The organism is Rhodococcus sp. NPDC127593 (genome assembly GCF_042671975.1).
Taxonomy (GTDB): Bacteria; Actinomycetota; Actinomycetes; order Mycobacteriales; family Mycobacteriaceae; genus Rhodococcus_F.
In genome coordinates, this window is record NZ_JBHXWI010000037.1 from 19,176 (window position 1) to 33,216 (window position 14,041).

At 63.9% G+C, this 14,041-nt stretch carries 15 protein-coding genes; 8 read left to right on the forward strand and 7 right to left on the reverse strand.

Features of this window, described 5'->3' with window-relative positions:
- Window positions 1–5 precede the first annotated feature (5 nt).
- The 7 genes from ACFVJ3_RS30360 (at window position 6) to ACFVJ3_RS30390 (ending at window position 6,947) form a co-directional block, all read left to right on the forward strand.
- Window positions 6–950: an alpha/beta hydrolase gene (locus tag ACFVJ3_RS30360; protein WP_378455593.1), complete on the forward strand. Its 945-nt coding sequence runs from the start codon at window positions 6–8 to the stop codon at window positions 948–950.
- 8 nt (window positions 951–958) lie between these two features.
- Entirely contained in the window at window positions 959–2,455 is a 1,497-nt protein-coding gene (locus tag ACFVJ3_RS30365) for a class I adenylate-forming enzyme family protein (protein ID WP_378455594.1), read from the forward strand.
- Between the two features lie 28 nt (window positions 2,456–2,483).
- Window positions 2,484–3,053, forward strand: a complete 570-nt coding sequence (locus ACFVJ3_RS30370; RefSeq protein ID WP_378455675.1) for a hypothetical protein — start codon at window positions 2,484–2,486, stop codon at window positions 3,051–3,053.
- A 508-nt stretch (window positions 3,054–3,561) separates the two neighbouring features.
- The gene (locus tag ACFVJ3_RS30375; RefSeq protein ID WP_378455595.1) at window positions 3,562–4,299 is read left to right on the forward strand and encodes a hypothetical protein; all 738 of its coding nucleotides are present in this window, start codon (window positions 3,562–3,564) and stop codon (window positions 4,297–4,299) included.
- Window positions 4,300–4,856: 557 nt separating this feature from the next.
- Window positions 4,857–5,267, forward strand: a complete 411-nt coding sequence (locus ACFVJ3_RS30380) for an alcohol dehydrogenase catalytic domain-containing protein (protein ID WP_378455596.1) — start codon at window positions 4,857–4,859, stop codon at window positions 5,265–5,267.
- Window positions 5,227–5,871 carry an NADP-dependent oxidoreductase gene (locus ACFVJ3_RS30385; protein WP_378455597.1) on the forward strand — a complete coding sequence of 215 codons (645 nt, stop codon included), beginning with the start codon at window positions 5,227–5,229 and terminating at the stop codon, window positions 5,869–5,871. The genes ACFVJ3_RS30380 and ACFVJ3_RS30385 overlap by 41 nt, the downstream gene beginning before the upstream one ends.
- A 233-nt stretch (window positions 5,872–6,104) precedes the next feature.
- Window positions 6,105–6,947 carry an alpha/beta fold hydrolase gene (locus tag ACFVJ3_RS30390; RefSeq protein ID WP_378455598.1) on the forward strand — a complete coding sequence of 281 codons (843 nt, stop codon included), beginning with the start codon at window positions 6,105–6,107 and terminating at the stop codon, window positions 6,945–6,947.
- Window positions 6,948–8,040: 1,093 nt separating this feature from the next.
- On the opposite strand, the gene ACFVJ3_RS30395 is transcribed toward ACFVJ3_RS30390, so the two are convergent.
- The 3 genes from ACFVJ3_RS30395 to ACFVJ3_RS30405 all read right to left on the reverse strand — a co-directional run bounded on the left by ACFVJ3_RS30395 (window position 8,041) and on the right by ACFVJ3_RS30405 (window position 10,337).
- Window positions 8,041–8,730 (reverse strand): adenylate/guanylate cyclase domain-containing protein, encoded by a 690-nt coding sequence (locus tag ACFVJ3_RS30395; RefSeq protein ID WP_378455599.1) that lies wholly within the window; start codon window positions 8,728–8,730, stop codon window positions 8,041–8,043.
- Window positions 8,727–9,017, reverse strand: a complete 291-nt coding sequence (locus ACFVJ3_RS30400) for a hypothetical protein (protein WP_378455600.1) — start codon at window positions 9,015–9,017, stop codon at window positions 8,727–8,729. Before ACFVJ3_RS30400 ends, ACFVJ3_RS30395 begins: the two co-directional genes overlap by 4 nt.
- Window positions 9,018–9,335: 318 nt before the next feature.
- Entirely contained in the window at window positions 9,336–10,337 is a 1,002-nt protein-coding gene (locus ACFVJ3_RS30405; protein WP_378455601.1) for an NADP-dependent oxidoreductase, read from the reverse strand.
- 54 nt (window positions 10,338–10,391) lie between these two features.
- On the opposite strand from ACFVJ3_RS30405, the gene ACFVJ3_RS30410 reads away from it, so the two are divergent.
- The gene (locus tag ACFVJ3_RS30410) at window positions 10,392–10,592 is read left to right on the forward strand and encodes a hypothetical protein (protein ID WP_378455602.1); all 201 of its coding nucleotides are present in this window, start codon (window positions 10,392–10,394) and stop codon (window positions 10,590–10,592) included.
- A 121-nt stretch (window positions 10,593–10,713) separates the two neighbouring features.
- Here ACFVJ3_RS30410 and ACFVJ3_RS30415 read toward each other — a convergent pair whose 3' ends face one another.
- The 4 genes from ACFVJ3_RS30415 to ACFVJ3_RS30430 form a co-directional block, all read right to left on the reverse strand.
- Window positions 10,714–11,142 carry a tautomerase family protein gene (locus tag ACFVJ3_RS30415; protein ID WP_378455603.1) on the reverse strand — a complete coding sequence of 143 codons (429 nt, stop codon included), beginning with the start codon at window positions 11,140–11,142 and terminating at the stop codon, window positions 10,714–10,716.
- 14 nt (window positions 11,143–11,156) lie between these two features.
- Window positions 11,157–11,420, reverse strand: coding sequence for a hypothetical protein (locus ACFVJ3_RS30420; RefSeq protein WP_378455604.1), 264 nt, complete (start codon window positions 11,418–11,420; stop codon window positions 11,157–11,159).
- A 329-nt stretch (window positions 11,421–11,749) separates the two neighbouring features.
- Window positions 11,750–12,433 carry a DUF169 domain-containing protein gene (locus tag ACFVJ3_RS30425; RefSeq protein WP_378455605.1) on the reverse strand — a complete coding sequence of 228 codons (684 nt, stop codon included), beginning with the start codon at window positions 12,431–12,433 and terminating at the stop codon, window positions 11,750–11,752.
- Window positions 12,430–14,040 (reverse strand): hypothetical protein, encoded by a 1,611-nt coding sequence (locus tag ACFVJ3_RS30430; RefSeq protein ID WP_378455606.1) that lies wholly within the window; start codon window positions 14,038–14,040, stop codon window positions 12,430–12,432. The genes ACFVJ3_RS30425 and ACFVJ3_RS30430 overlap by 4 nt, the downstream gene beginning before the upstream one ends.
- Between the last annotated feature and the right edge of the window lies 1 nt (window position 14,041).

Genomic DNA, 14,041 nt, shown 5'->3' on the forward strand with positions numbered 1-14,041 from the left:
CAGCCATGGCCACCAAGAAACCTTTCACCCGCCACGACGTCCTCTTCTCCTCCGGCGACAGCTCCTGCGCCGCATGGCTGTATCTGCCCACCGGCGTCACCTCACCGCCCGTCGTCATCCTCGGACACGGCCTCGGCGCCACCCGCGACATGCGCCTGGACGCCTTCGCCGAACGCTTCGCCAGGGCCGGCATCGCCGCCTTCGCGTTCACCTACCGGCACTTCGGTGACAGCGGCGGTAGGCCGCGCCAGCTGCTGTCGATCAGAAAGCAACTCGCCGACTGGGATGCCGCCATCTCCTGGGTGAAGGCTCGTGGCGGTCTCGACAGCACCCGCATCTCCGTCTGGGGCAGCTCCTTCGGCGGTGGCCACGCCATCACCGTCGCCTCACGCCACCCCGAACTGCGGGCGGCGGTCGCCCAGTGCCCGTTCACCGACGGTCTCGCCTCCGCGCTCGCGCTGGGCCCGGCAGCCTCAGTGAAGGCCTCCCCCGTGGTCGCCCGGGATCTGGTGGCCAAAGTTGGTCGGCGCGCGCCGGTCATGATTCCGCTCGCCGGGCCCCCCGGTTCACTGGCCCTGATGAACGCCGCGGACGCGCTGCCCGGCTACGAGGCGATCGTGCCCGCGGGGACGGTGTTTCGGAACGAGGTGGCGGCACGGGTGATTCCCAGTCTGGTCACCTACCGGCCCGGGCGCGCGGCAAAGAACATCGACTTCCCGATCCTGTTCTGCGTCAGCAACACCGACACCGTCACCCCACCCGCCCAGACCCTCCGCTACGCGCGGACCGCACCGCGGGGCGAGATCAAGACCTACGACGCCGGGCACTTCGACTTCTACCTCGGCGAACCCTTCGAGGCCTTGGTCCGCGACCAGATCGACTTCCTCACCCGCCACCTCGCTCCCGCACCCACACCCACTCCCGGCCGAATCGCACCGAACCGAAGGTGAGTACACCCGTGAATTTCGCATCGCTGCCCGACCGCCGCGCCGATCTCGACCCGCACGGGCCGGCGATCTCCGACGCCGCCGGATCGCTCACCAACGCTCAGCTGCTCGACCGGGTCCGCGCGGCCGCCCGCCACCTCCACGACCTCGGAATCGGCACCGGAGACGTCGTGGCCTTGAAGCTGACGAACCGCTCCGAGTTCGTGGTGCTGCTGTTCGCGACCTGGCGACTCGGTGCCACCATCACCCCGATCAACCCGGCCCTGACCGACGTCGAGGTCGTTTGGCAGCTCGCCGACTCCGCCGCCCGCCTGCTCGTCGTCGAGGACGGCACGACCCTAGTGGGTGGCGTCGCCACACTCGCCGTCGCGGATCTGTACGACGCGCCGGTGGCGGGGGATCCCACACCTCACGCGGACTCGTCCGCGCCCGCCCTGCTGATCTACACCAGCGGCACGACCGGGGTGCCGAAGGGCGTGATGCTCGACCACACCAACATCGACGCCATGGCCGAGATGGGGGTGCAGGCGTTGCAGCTGGGGCCGGCCGATCGGTGCCTGCTGATCCTGCCGCTTTTCCATGTCAACGGCATCGTCGTCAGCGTCCTCACCCCGCTGCTCGCCGGCGCGAGCGTCGTCATCGCCGGCCGATTCGATCCCCGCACCTTCTTCGACCTCGTCGAATCCGAGCGTCCGACCTTCTTCAGTGCGGTGCCGACGATCTACAACATCCTCGCGGCGCTCCCGGCCGATGTTCGACCCGACACGTCCTCAGTGCGGTTCGGCATCTGCGGCGCCGCACCCGCCTCAGCGGAGTTGCTGACCCGGTTCGAGGACCGGTACGAGTTTCCCCTGCTCGAGGGTTACGGGCTGTCCGAAGGGACCTGCGCCTCCACCCTCAACCCGGTCACCGGACCCCGGCGCGCCGGAACGGTGGGGATTGCCTTCCCGGGTCAGGAGATCCGCATCGTCGACGCGAACGGCAGCATGATGGGCCCCGGTGTGGACGGCGAGGTCGTCGTGCGCGGCCGCAATGTGATGCGCGGCTACCTCGGCCGTCCGGAGGACACCGCGCGGACCGTCGTCGACGGATGGCTGCACACCGGCGACGTCGGCCACCTCGATGTCGAGGGCTACCTGACACTGGTCGGACGATCGAAAGACATGATCATCCGTGGCGGTGAGAACATCTACCCCAAGGAGATCGAGGACGTCCTCGCCGGCGACCCCTCCGTGCTCGAGGCCGCCGTGATCGGCGTCCCCGACACCATCTGGGGCGAGGTCGTCGTCGCCTATGTCCAACCGACACCGGGGTCGACTGTCGATTCTGCAGCCCTTGAGGCGCTCTGCGCCCGGAAGCTCAGCCGCTACAAGCGCCCCGCCGCGCTCTTCGTTGTGGATACCATCGCCAAGAACGCGGTCGGCAAGATCGACAAGGCCGCATTGCGGGCCGCCCACGCCGCAGACTCTGCAACGTCGGGACCAACGTATTCCACTGAACCCGCGTGAGTAGACACGCGATGACATCGAGAACATCATCGAGCGCTTCGCGACCGCCGCAGCGGCGTGCGAGGCAGCGGGATTCGACGGCGTACAGGTGCAGCACGCGGCTACTTCATCGCACAGTTCCTCTCGCCGCTATCGAGCCAGGCGCGACGACGACTGGGCCAGTCACGCCGAGCGCCGGATGCGCGTCGTCCTCGAGGACGTTCGCGCATTTGCGCCTGAGTGTCGCCTGGCTGGGCGGCAGGCATCGGACCCTCTGGCGGTCACCGACGGCTGCCACGACGATACCCACTGGCCCGGGTGGGTCCGGGCTTTCTGTGGGCCTGCAAGCAGGGATCCGCCGGCGGCGATCTCGCAACAATCGAGTTCACGGCACTTTTGGGCGTGCGACTCGGCGGATGCATCCGCCCTGCGACCGTGGCTCGGCCGGCGGAAGCTCGCCGCGCCGGTGAGGCCCGCGTGCTGGGGAAGGGCTCAGGCCTTCCGAAGTTGTTCGCAGCGTTCGCGGCCACCGCTCGGGAGCTCGAAGGCGGTCACTGAGAGGGTGAGCTTCACATGCTCACCCGACACAACGGTCGCGTGGTCGGGAGCGTCCTCGTAGCGACCGACCGCACCAATCACCACTGACCTACCAGAAGCCGAATCGCGCCGTCAGCTGCATGCCTCCACAACGATGTCGACAGACAGAGAGGTACAACAATGACCGAGTTCCTCCTTTGGTATATCCCGCTGGTCGTCTTCATGCTCTCACCCGCACTGATCCCGATCCTCATCCACACTTGCGGACACCTCTACGACACAATCCGACCACAGGCGCGTCGCTGGGTGATCGTCCGATTGCCGAGATCAGCACAGCGAGAGGCTAAAACATAGATCGCGCCCGCGATCCAACCGGAGAGCAGCTCTGCGAACAAAGCATTTCTTCGACCGCGAACGCCGCACCGGCACTCGAGTTGTCGACATCTGGTCGCGCATCGGACGGACTATGTCGGCGCGCCGTGTTGGTGGCAGCACCAGCGGGCTGACTGATATGCCTCCCCGTGAGGCGACGACATCCTGGCGGCACAGATCAACGCCGAGATCGACGGCAACAAGCTGAGGAGCACACAATGAAGACTGCCGACTTTCTGACGATAGATATATACGAGCGTCCACCACGCGGACGCATACGCTGGAGTCGCGCCGTGAAGGGTGCGCTGAATGGCGGGCTCGAAGGGCTACGCGCGGCAACGGTGAACTACGCAAACAACGCTACTCATTCACTCGTGCCACGAATCTTCCCCGGGGGCGGTGCTCTCGTTGCCGCCTGGGACTCCGCCGAGGCAGCGCATGCAGCCTTCCGTGGACCGCTACGCGTGGCAGCCGAAGGCAATGACCGCTTCAGTCTGGACGGCGAGGTTGTCCGCGTGAAGCTCAACAGCGACAACGACGACTGGCATGGATGGAGGCCAGTGGATGTCGGCACGGAACCGCTCGCAGACGACGAACCGATGGTAGCGATCGTGCACGGTATCGTGCGACCTCGCGAGCTGACGAACTTCATTCACAACAACATGCACGCTGCCAGTCGCGCCGCCCACCACCCCGGCCACCGCGGCAGTGTCGACGTGTCGTCGAAATTGCCGTTCGAACACACGTCGATCAGCCTGTGGAAGACACTCGGACTGGCCCAGGACTACGCCTACTCACCGGGCGGACACGCCAAGGCCCTCAAACATGCCCTCAAGACGAACACGCACAAGGTCGGGTGCTTCCTGCGAGTTCGACCGTTGGCAAGCACCGGAAGCCTGGGGATCGACGCTCCAGCGTTCCCAAATCTGCCGCCGGCCAACCGCGGCGAACTATGAGGGACACCCATCTCGATGCCCAAGGCTCAGAGCACCCGTAGCCGTGGCGAAACAATGACCATGTAGCGCGAGCCTGAGGTCCAAGACCCCCGGGCCGAGAAACACCCCGTCACGCGCACGCTTCCGAAAGTTGATTCCTATGAACGTGATTGCCGTCAATACGAACTGCACCGGGCTCGGAATATCGACTCCATTGCGCCCAGCAACTCGCCCGTCTCCAGTTGGCCGTAAGTGCCCTCGGCCCCGCACAGCGGTTTCCGTTGGGCGATGAGGTTTGAGGCATGCCAGACCAGCAAGCGGGCGACATCGATCTCGGTGGTCGTATCGGCGAGCACGAATGCGGTTTCGGGTCACAGATAGTGGCTCGGCCGAATTGCTTGCGGTCCAGGGCTAGTCGCGCCCGACTCCGATGGCAAAAGGAGCGACGACGGGACGGGTGGATTCGAAGGCAGCCGTGACGGCAGGCACCCGCAAACGGTCGCTACTGCGCGGGTTGCCATCCGCTCATAACTTCGTTATCGTGCGTGTAAAATCCCCCGGCGAGAAGGTTGACTAAAATGAAGGCATTCGTCGTAGAGAAGTACGGCAAGGACGGGCTGCGCGCCGCCGAGGTACCCGAGCCGGCTGTCGGGGACCACGACGTCCTCGTTCGAGTGAGCGCCAGCAGCATCAACCCGCTGGACAAGATGGTCCGCGACGGGGAGTTCAAGCAGCTCCTGAAGTACAAGACCTCGTTCGTTCTCGGCCACGACGTCGCCGGAGTGGTGACGCAGGTCGGCTCCGCCGTACGCGACTTCACGGCCGGCGACGAGGTCTACGCCCGTCCCCGCGACCTGCGCATCGGAAGCTTCGCGGAGTTTCATCGCTATCGACCAGGCCGACATCGCGCCCAAGCCGGCCTCGCTCACCCTCCAGCAGGCAGCCGCGGTGCCGCTGGTCGCGCTTGCCGCCTGGCAGATCCTCGTTGATCGGGCCGGCGTGAAGCCGGGGCACAAGGTGCTCGTCCACGCAGGGGCCGGTGGCCTCGGTTCGACGGTCATCCAGCTGGCCAAGCACCTCGGTGCCACCGTCGCGACGACCACCAACACGCCCACCGCGGACCTGGTCAGAAGGCTCGGCGCCGACATTGTCGTCGACTACACCCAGCAAGACTTCTCAACGATGTTGTCCGGCTACGACTTGGTACTGGACTCTCTGGGCGGGAAGAACCTCGAGAAGTCGTTGACGGTCCTGAAGCCCGGTGGCCTCGCTATCGGTGTTGCGGGCCCACCCGACGGCGGATTCGCCAAGCAACTCGGCGCTCCGAGACTCTTGGGTGTGGCCATGAACGTGCTCAGCCGCAAGATTCGCAAGCAGGCCAAGGCACTAGGCGTGCGCTACGAGTTCTTCTTCATGCAGGCCAACGGATCCCAGCTGCGCGAGCTCGGCGCCCTGTACGACAGCGGGAAGCTCCGCCCGATCATCGACCGAACCTTCCCATTCGACGAAACGCTGGAGGCGATGGCGCACGTCGAACAGGGCCGCACCACGGCCGGCAAGGTCGTCGTCTCAATGATCCCCGACCAAGACTGACACCGTAGCAAAAGGACCGACTGCCCAGGGCCGCAACACGCTACGCCGTAGGTAATCGCCCGGCGACCACTTCACGGCGGCTATCGAACCCTGGTGCCAGGCCGCTGCAGACGAACGGAACTACCTGTGTCATACCGTACTGCACCCAGCCCACGCCCAGCCAGAATTCTCTGGCGCACGTTCATGATCTCAACGTCGGTTTCTTACAAGCCCCTTTCGACCCAGGAGGAACGATGACCCTGAGAGTCAGGAACGCAAACAACGCGCCGACGCTGTACGTCGACATCGATGGAACGCGATTCGCCTATCGAGAGTTCGGGCCGAGCACGGGCGTCCCCTTGGTGTTCCTGCACCACTTCACCGCGGTCCTTGACGACTGGGATCCCCGCGTGATCGACGGCATCGCTTCCGAGCGCCGCGTGATCACCTTCGACAACCGCGGCGTCGGCGGATCCGGGGGACGAACGCCCACAACGGTTGCGGCGATGGCTGACGACGCGATCGCTTTCATTCGAGCACTTGGCCTCGAGCAGGTCGACCTGATGGGATTCTCCCTCGGTGGATTCGTTTCGCAGGCCATCGCGACAAAGGAACCGCAACTTATCCGGAAGCTCGTCCTTGCAGGCACGGGCCCCGCCGGTGGGGCCGGCGTCGGCGCGATCACCCCGAAGCTTCTCGGCGACACCCTGCACGGCCTGCTCACCTTCAAGGACCCGAAGCGCTACCTATTCTTCACCAGGACACCCAACGGCAAGGCAGCCGCGGCGGCGTACATGAACCGGCTCGAGGAGCGCACCGAAGACCGCGTCAGCCGGACGTCGGTGAGGGGGATCGCTGCACAGATCGTTGCGATTCGCCGCTGGGGACGCCAAGACGCTATGGACCTGGCCTCGATCAAGCAACCGGTCCTGGTCGCCAATGGCGAGGACGACCGCATGCTCCCGACACGGAGCTCGTTCGACCTTGCGCACCTACTTCCGAACGCATCTCTCCGGATTTACCCGGACGCTGGCCACGGGGGCGTCTTCCAGTGCCATGAGCTGTTCGTACCACAAGTGCTGGAATTTCTCAGCTGACGGACTAATGCACCTAGTATTTGCATTCCTTGGCGCGATCTTACCAACGCCGTTTGCCCCTCCCCAGGGGCAACTGAAAAGCTCTCCGGTCTGCCGCCTCACCCAACGTCGTTGGGGCAATGTGTTCCAGCGCTGTATGGTTCGGCGCATCAGCGTCGAGTTCGCGTCCACACCGTCACGGATTCGCCTCCGATGGCAGGTCGGCCATTGTAATTCTCGTGCTCCCGATTTCCCTCGCCGCCGGATGTAACCGGTGGTGCCCTCGGTAGCGAGGAATGCCCTTCAGGAAGTTCGACCCGTGCAGCATGGTTCCGCTGCATAGCAACCCTCGTCACACTCGCGCCGCTCCCACTCCCCCACCAGCCAGATATCGCGCAGATTCTGTCTGCTGACTCCAATCCCGGCGTTACATGCTCGCCAAACCTGGTACGGCTCTACCGGCAGCGCGATAGGCCACCAAATACCGGCATATCCGAATCTCCTCGAATTATCTGTGGCCAGAGTAAGTTATCGTCTCGGCGGCCGTCCAGAACGTGCTCGGTCGGCACGCTGTCGCCGCCGACCGCACGACACTGAATTGGTCGCGGAAGCGGCGACGCTGACCCGCCCTCTCCGGATATGAACCCAACTTGCCTGATCTCCACCTGCGTGTATCGGGCCCCACTTCAGTGGAGATTCAATTCGTTGGTTTCGAGCGTAATGTGCTTGTCGGTACGATCGTTCGGGCTCGGCGGGCGGGACCGTGCCGATCTCACCGTGAAGCCGGCGCTGGTTGTACCGGTCGATACCAGTCGATGTACTCGGGCCACGACGACCTCGAGGTCGTCGATGCCACGCCACGGTCCATTGTTGCGCACCAGTTTCGACCTCGAGGCGCGTTCAGGGCAAGTGCGCAGCGCTTCAGGATGCACACCCAACTGGTCGGTGACTCGCTTGATCGCGTACTGACTGGCTTCCGGGCCCTGCCGCGTCTCAATCGCCCTCCACCAGAGTCGGAGCGCAACACTGAGAACTGGCTACCCAACGCTTGAGGACCTCCACCCGACGGCTGCAGCGATCACCTCCTCATCACCTCCGTTCCAGACTCCAGGATTCAAGGTGATCGTAACCACGTACCCGCGACCGGACTCTGTTGCTCTAGCCGGTAGTTGCCGTTGTCGAACAGCGCCTCCGCCATATTGCGGTCGACCAGTACCCCTCCAGGCGGACTGATCGACGTCAACCTGCTCGGGACGTTTGCCGTGGAACCGAACACATCCCCTAGCCAAATGACCACAGGTCCAGCGGCGAGCCCGATTCGCAGCGGCGGCTGAGAATCAGGCCATGCTGCATTCAGGTCGAGCGCAATGTCTGCGGCCCTCGTCGGTCGTTCGGCGGTAAACAACGTCGCGTCGCCGATCATTTTCACAACCCGACCGCCCCTCCCGCCGACCGCGTCGGCAGCCGTGGACTCAAATGCGTCGAGCAACCGCCGTATTTCGTGCTCGGTCGCACCGCTGGTCAGCGTCGTGTATCCCGCGATATCCGCGAAACCGACCGCTGCGCCGGATGTATACGAATCCGGTTCCAACGCGATCGCCAAGCGTCGATCGATATACGCTGCGACCTGCCTGCGCCAGAGGTAGGCGTGGGTTCGCTCCAGCAAGGGTAAGATCTGCTCAGAGAACGTCAGCAAGGCCGAGGCGGAACCGGATTCCGTCATATGATTGAGGGAGTAGTCCACGGCCAATTGACCTTCCCACGTCGCCAATACGGCGAACGACTGAGTAATCGCCCGGGTCATAGCGACGATTGCCTCGTCGTCAGCGCCTGCGACGTCACGCCATTCACCGACCCACGAAGCGCCTCGACGTCGGCATCCGTGAAGGCCGGTACGTCGTCGGGCACAGTAGCAAAGCCCATTGCGCGCCAGAGCTGCTCGGCACGTCCGCGGTCCATTCTCGCAAGGGTCGCGACCTCGTCAGGGGTGTACTTACGTGGACCACCCAGAATCAGTCTCTCGGCAGAATCTGCCATCCGCTGCCATTCGCCGCCGCTACCCCCGTATGGCGGCGAGTCGTTCGTGCTCATGCGGCACCGCACCTTCCGTGGTGGACTCTCCAGTGGTTATCATCGACGATCACCAGGGAAGATGGCGCCGCCGGGCGGCCGAGTCGTCCGCGCTCGGCTGGGACTGTGCGGCACCCGCCCCGAATTGCGCGAGCAGTTGCAGCAGAAACGACCCGCGGAACCTGTGTTCACGATGCTACGGGTTCACGTGCCTCGACAAGCGACTGGAGTTTAGCGCCGACAACGTCGGCCCAGACACTTGTCGGCGCTAGTATCGCCTGACCGAAGTCGGAAATTGATTCGTGGCGCGCAGGCCGATCCGCGACCGTCCTAGTAACCTCAGATCGCCAGCACGAGCTTCCCGGTGTTCGCACCCGTGAACAGCATGTTCAATGTTTCGCCGAACCGCGCGACACCGCCTTCGACTACATGTTCTCGTGACTTGATCGTGCCATCGGTCAACCATTCCGCGATCCTCGCGACGGCCTCGCCATAGCGGTCGGCGTAGTCGAATACGACGAACCCCGACATGGACGCCCGGAAGATCAACAAAGACATGTAGCGCGTGGGGCCGGGTGGCAATTCCGCTGCGTTGTACGACGCAATCGCACCGGAGATGACAACCCTGGCGCCCCGCCGCAAGTTGCCCAGCGCGGCATCCAGGATATCCCCGCCGACATTGTCGAAGTACACATCGATCCCTTTCGGCGCCAGATCGCGAAGCCGTCCCAGCACATCCTCGCCGCGATAGTCGATCGCAGCGTCGAAGCCGAGTTCTTCGGTCAGCATGCGGCATTTCTCCGGACCACCCGCAATTCCGATGACCTCCGCCCCCATGGCTTTTGCGATCTGACCGGCGACGCCGCCGACCGCTCCGGCGGCTGCCGAGATCACCACGGTCTCACCGGCCCGCAGTCTGCCGACGTCGAGCAAACCAAAATACGCTGTCATGCCCGGCATTCCGAGGGCGCCCAGCCACGTCGCGGCCGGTGCTATGCCGACATCGACTTTGTGGACGCCGCTGCCGTCGCTGATCGCGTATTCGGTCACGCCGAACAAACCGCTGACTGTGTCCCCCACCGAGAAACCAGGATGGGTCGAGTCAACGACGGTGGCAATATCCAACGATCGCATGACCTCATCGATACCAACCGGAGGTAGGTATGATCGGACATCATCGAGCCAGCCACGCATCGCCGGGTCTATCGATACGAGGTCGACCTTCACCAGAAACTCGCCGGCCGAGATGGCGGGAAGTTCCTCGGTCGCGACGCGCCAAGTGTCCGCGTCAGGCAGTCCGGACGGCCGCCTCGCGAGCCGAACCTGCTGGGTCTTCGTCATATGCTCTCCTTCGTTAGTCGGACCGCGCCGAGTGCCGGGCGGCGAAAATTCTTTATGGCACGTGCCGCAGCGTTCGCGGCACACATTCCGTTCGAGCCCGGGCCGGCCATGACATTCCGCGACATCGGATGCTTCCTGTCCGCACCTGGATTCGCCGAGTACGTGGCCGACATGCGCTTTCTTCACCTGATCGAAGCGGATGGCAGCCGCGGCCGGCGAGCCGCCTCGGTGCCGGGCTTCTTGGCTGATGGCTAGATGTTCCCGAGGGTCAGTTCGGGCAGGTTATGCGCGTGCGGTCATGCCGACGACGGAACACACTATTGTTACTCACGTTTACTCCTAGTCTTATAACTCGATATCGAAGTTCGTGGGGCAGTTACTTGCTCGACAACAAATCTCCGAGTTCCTGCTTGTGACGCTCGAGCCATTCCGCTTCTTCACCGGGAGGGGGCATGATCAGTCCGGCTTCCATAATGGATGTGGGATCCATCTCGTTGAGTCCGAGCAGCAGACTCCGGGCGTCTTGACCCGTAATCGCGATCCACGAATCGGACAGCCGGGTCAGTAGTTCGGCTCGCGACCGCCGATCTCGGCCGACCCGGATGTTTCCACTGATCACCGACACGGTGTTGGGCCTACCGGCAGTGAAGAACAAGGACGGCTCGTACTCGGTGAACACCACGTTGACGAATCCGCGGGGCGCGCCAGTGACCTCGGTGTGCACGGTTGTGATTGCTTCGGCCAGCCTGGCACGGTGGTCGGTGTCGAGCGATCCAGCTGGGACCAGGCATTGATACAGCGGCATGGATAGCTTCCTTTCTAGGGCGATCTCGTGCTTGAGGATTCTCCCGGTGGGCCCCTTGAGGATTTTCCCGGTGGGACCTTCGACAGTGCGTCGACGATGTGAAATTGCGCGGGTGTGTGTAGCCGGCAAGACGTTCCTTTGACGAAGTCGCGCAATTCTTCAGCGGTGGCCACGGCGCCAGGTTTGAGGGCGACGGCGGCACCGACGTCCTCGCCGAGGTCGGGATGGGCCACACCAACGACCGCCGACTCGGCGAAATCGGAGTGCTCGTAGAGCATCTCTTCGATTTCTCGGGGCTACATGATGTAGCCGCGAATGAACATGTCCTTCCTGGGGTCGACGATGAAGGAGTTGCCGTTCTCGTCTGCCCGGCCGAGATCGCCGTGTGAAACCAGCCGTGGTCCGACCGATCTCCTCGCCAGGGGTGGCGGCCGAACCGCTCGAAGAAGTGACCGATCACGGAACCCGATGACGATAACTCACCGCGACAACGTATTCGGCCAATAGGCCGGCGACTCACGACTGGGGCGCAGGCGAGAAGATCTCGTCAGCGGAATCCACCATCGTCGAACCTTTCGGTATCCGAGACTTACTGACCGGACGGCGATCAGACCGTGCTGAAGTTCTGGGTCATATCCGCCGCCGCGAATTCACTGACGGTGCGATCCGCGGCGGTGGAGACTTCCAGGCGGTCGATGACCGATTCGAGATCACGGGCCGGAATCGCACACGTCAGCTCATCTTGCGGCAGGCTGGTCCGGGTTCGGCTGACCGCGCACCCCGGGCTCACGGCGACCTGCCCGGCGTGGGCGAGGGGGACGATCACACATTGCGGCTTCCGGGCTAGGGTGAGATCGGGGGCCGCGCCGAGCAGAGTCATCAATGCGGTCGGCGAAAGTTTGGCCAGGATCACGTCAGCGTTCTCCGCCCCGGCCAGGGGTTGGTAACTGATCGTGGAGGGCCGGAAGGACAGGGTGGCGGCGGCCATCAGATCGGCCTCTCCGACCCAGCCGCTGCCGACGAGAGCGGCGGTGTCCGCGCCCGCGGCGGCCTGTTCGAGCGGAATCAATCCATGCGTGTAGCTGCCCACGCTGCAGTGTGCGTGATCGGCCGCGACGGTGTCGACCCGTTGCTGCTCCGCCGGTGCCCAGAAACAGCATCCGGCCGGTTGCGCTGGGACCTGCTCGGTGAGGTCCGCAGCTGTGGATTCATCGAAGCTCACCGCGACAGGTGCCTCGGTGAGGCCGAGGAGTTCGGACAGTCGGCGTGCCGATTCGGCGTAGGTGCTCATGGAGTGCCTTTCGTGTCGTCTGTGAGGAACCGGCGTGATGGGTAGGTCAGACGGATTCTGTGGGAATCGATATCGAGGTCTATCGCCACTGCACCGGGTGCTGATCGACACCAGGAGTCCGAGGCCCGGTTGTCGATCTCCAGCAAGATCGTCGCGTCGTGCGGCAAGTTGTCGACCGTCAACGAGGTCGGTGTTCCGCGGCGCGACGGGGTAGCAGCGAACGTGTCGATCTCCAGCACCCTGCTCTTCGTGTCGTTGTGTGTGCGTCGTATACCAATCAGCGGGTAATCGACGTCGCGCACTGTCGGCTCGTCAAATATGGCGGTGTTCGTGGAGTTGAAAACCCGGGACCAGGCGCCGGGTTCTGCGCATTCGATCATCAGCATGGTCGCATTGATCTGGCCGCGCGGCCATTTCCCGCCCTCGCCGAGCCAGAACGCGAAGCGGCTGTCGTCTTCGCCGAAATACCGTGGTTCGAACTGACTCTCGGATACGGCACGGAGACGTTCCCAGGTGGTGGTGTCACCGAGTTCGCGGGCCATCCACAGGGCAATGGACAGCATCTGCGGGTCGTCTGCCAACTGGACGACCGGCACCTTGGGTTTGCTCCAGCCCAGCTGCCCCATCGCGGATTCATACAGGTCGATGCCGAGTTGGGGGTCCTGCGGGTAGATGTAGTGCAGGAGGCAGAGCGCACTGTAGGCGTTCACCGGTCCGGGGAACGTCATTGTCGCGTTCTCGATGGGATCGTAGTAGAACGCGACCCAATCGATGCGGCCTTGCCGGTCACGTCCCATGTAGTGCTTCTTGGCGAACGCGATCCAATCGATGAACGGCTCGTTGAGCGACGTGTGCAGGAGCGAGTCGTAGATCTTGAGACCGAGACCGGCGGCGCTCATGCAGAACGGCCAGATCTTGGTGTTCTCGCAGTGTGCGCCCTGCGGTCGCGCGGTCAGCTGATCGGAGATGAATTGGGCCATCCGCTGATGTGTCCAGGTGAACCGGCGGTTCTGGTATCCGGAAACCTCGAACGGCGTGGTGTGGGTCGGCTGGCCCGACACGTAATGGCGCATGCCCAATAGGAGATTCAGCCACCCCCGGTAGAACAGATTGCCGTCGCAGCCGACCGGGTCCGGCTGCAGACCCCACGGCTCGATACCGTTTCCGGTCCAGCCCGGTAGCGAGTACCGTCCACGAAGGTGCTCGGGGGCAACCATCAGCCATTCGGGGGGATATTTGTCGACGTTCGGGTCGGGACCGATCAGGGTGTTCCAGTCGATGCCGCCCCAGAATGTGACATAGCGCCGGGCCAGCTCGTCGAGGATGCGGGTGTAGCCCTCCCGCCACGCCGGAGTCGCTTCCAGCATCATGGGCAGCACGTACCCCATCTCGGCGAGGTCGAAGCGCGGGAACGCACACATCGGCGGCTCGCTGTATCGGTCCCACCAAGGAAGTGGCTCGCCCTGGTCGGACCAATCGTCATCAGTGGTGGCCTTGTCCCACATAAATCTGAGCCAGCCCAGCGAACGGTCGTTGAGGCCCGTGTCCGAGGTGGTCGTAGTCATCGACATCGTGTCGCGCACGTGTGACTCGGTCGAAAAGGTCATA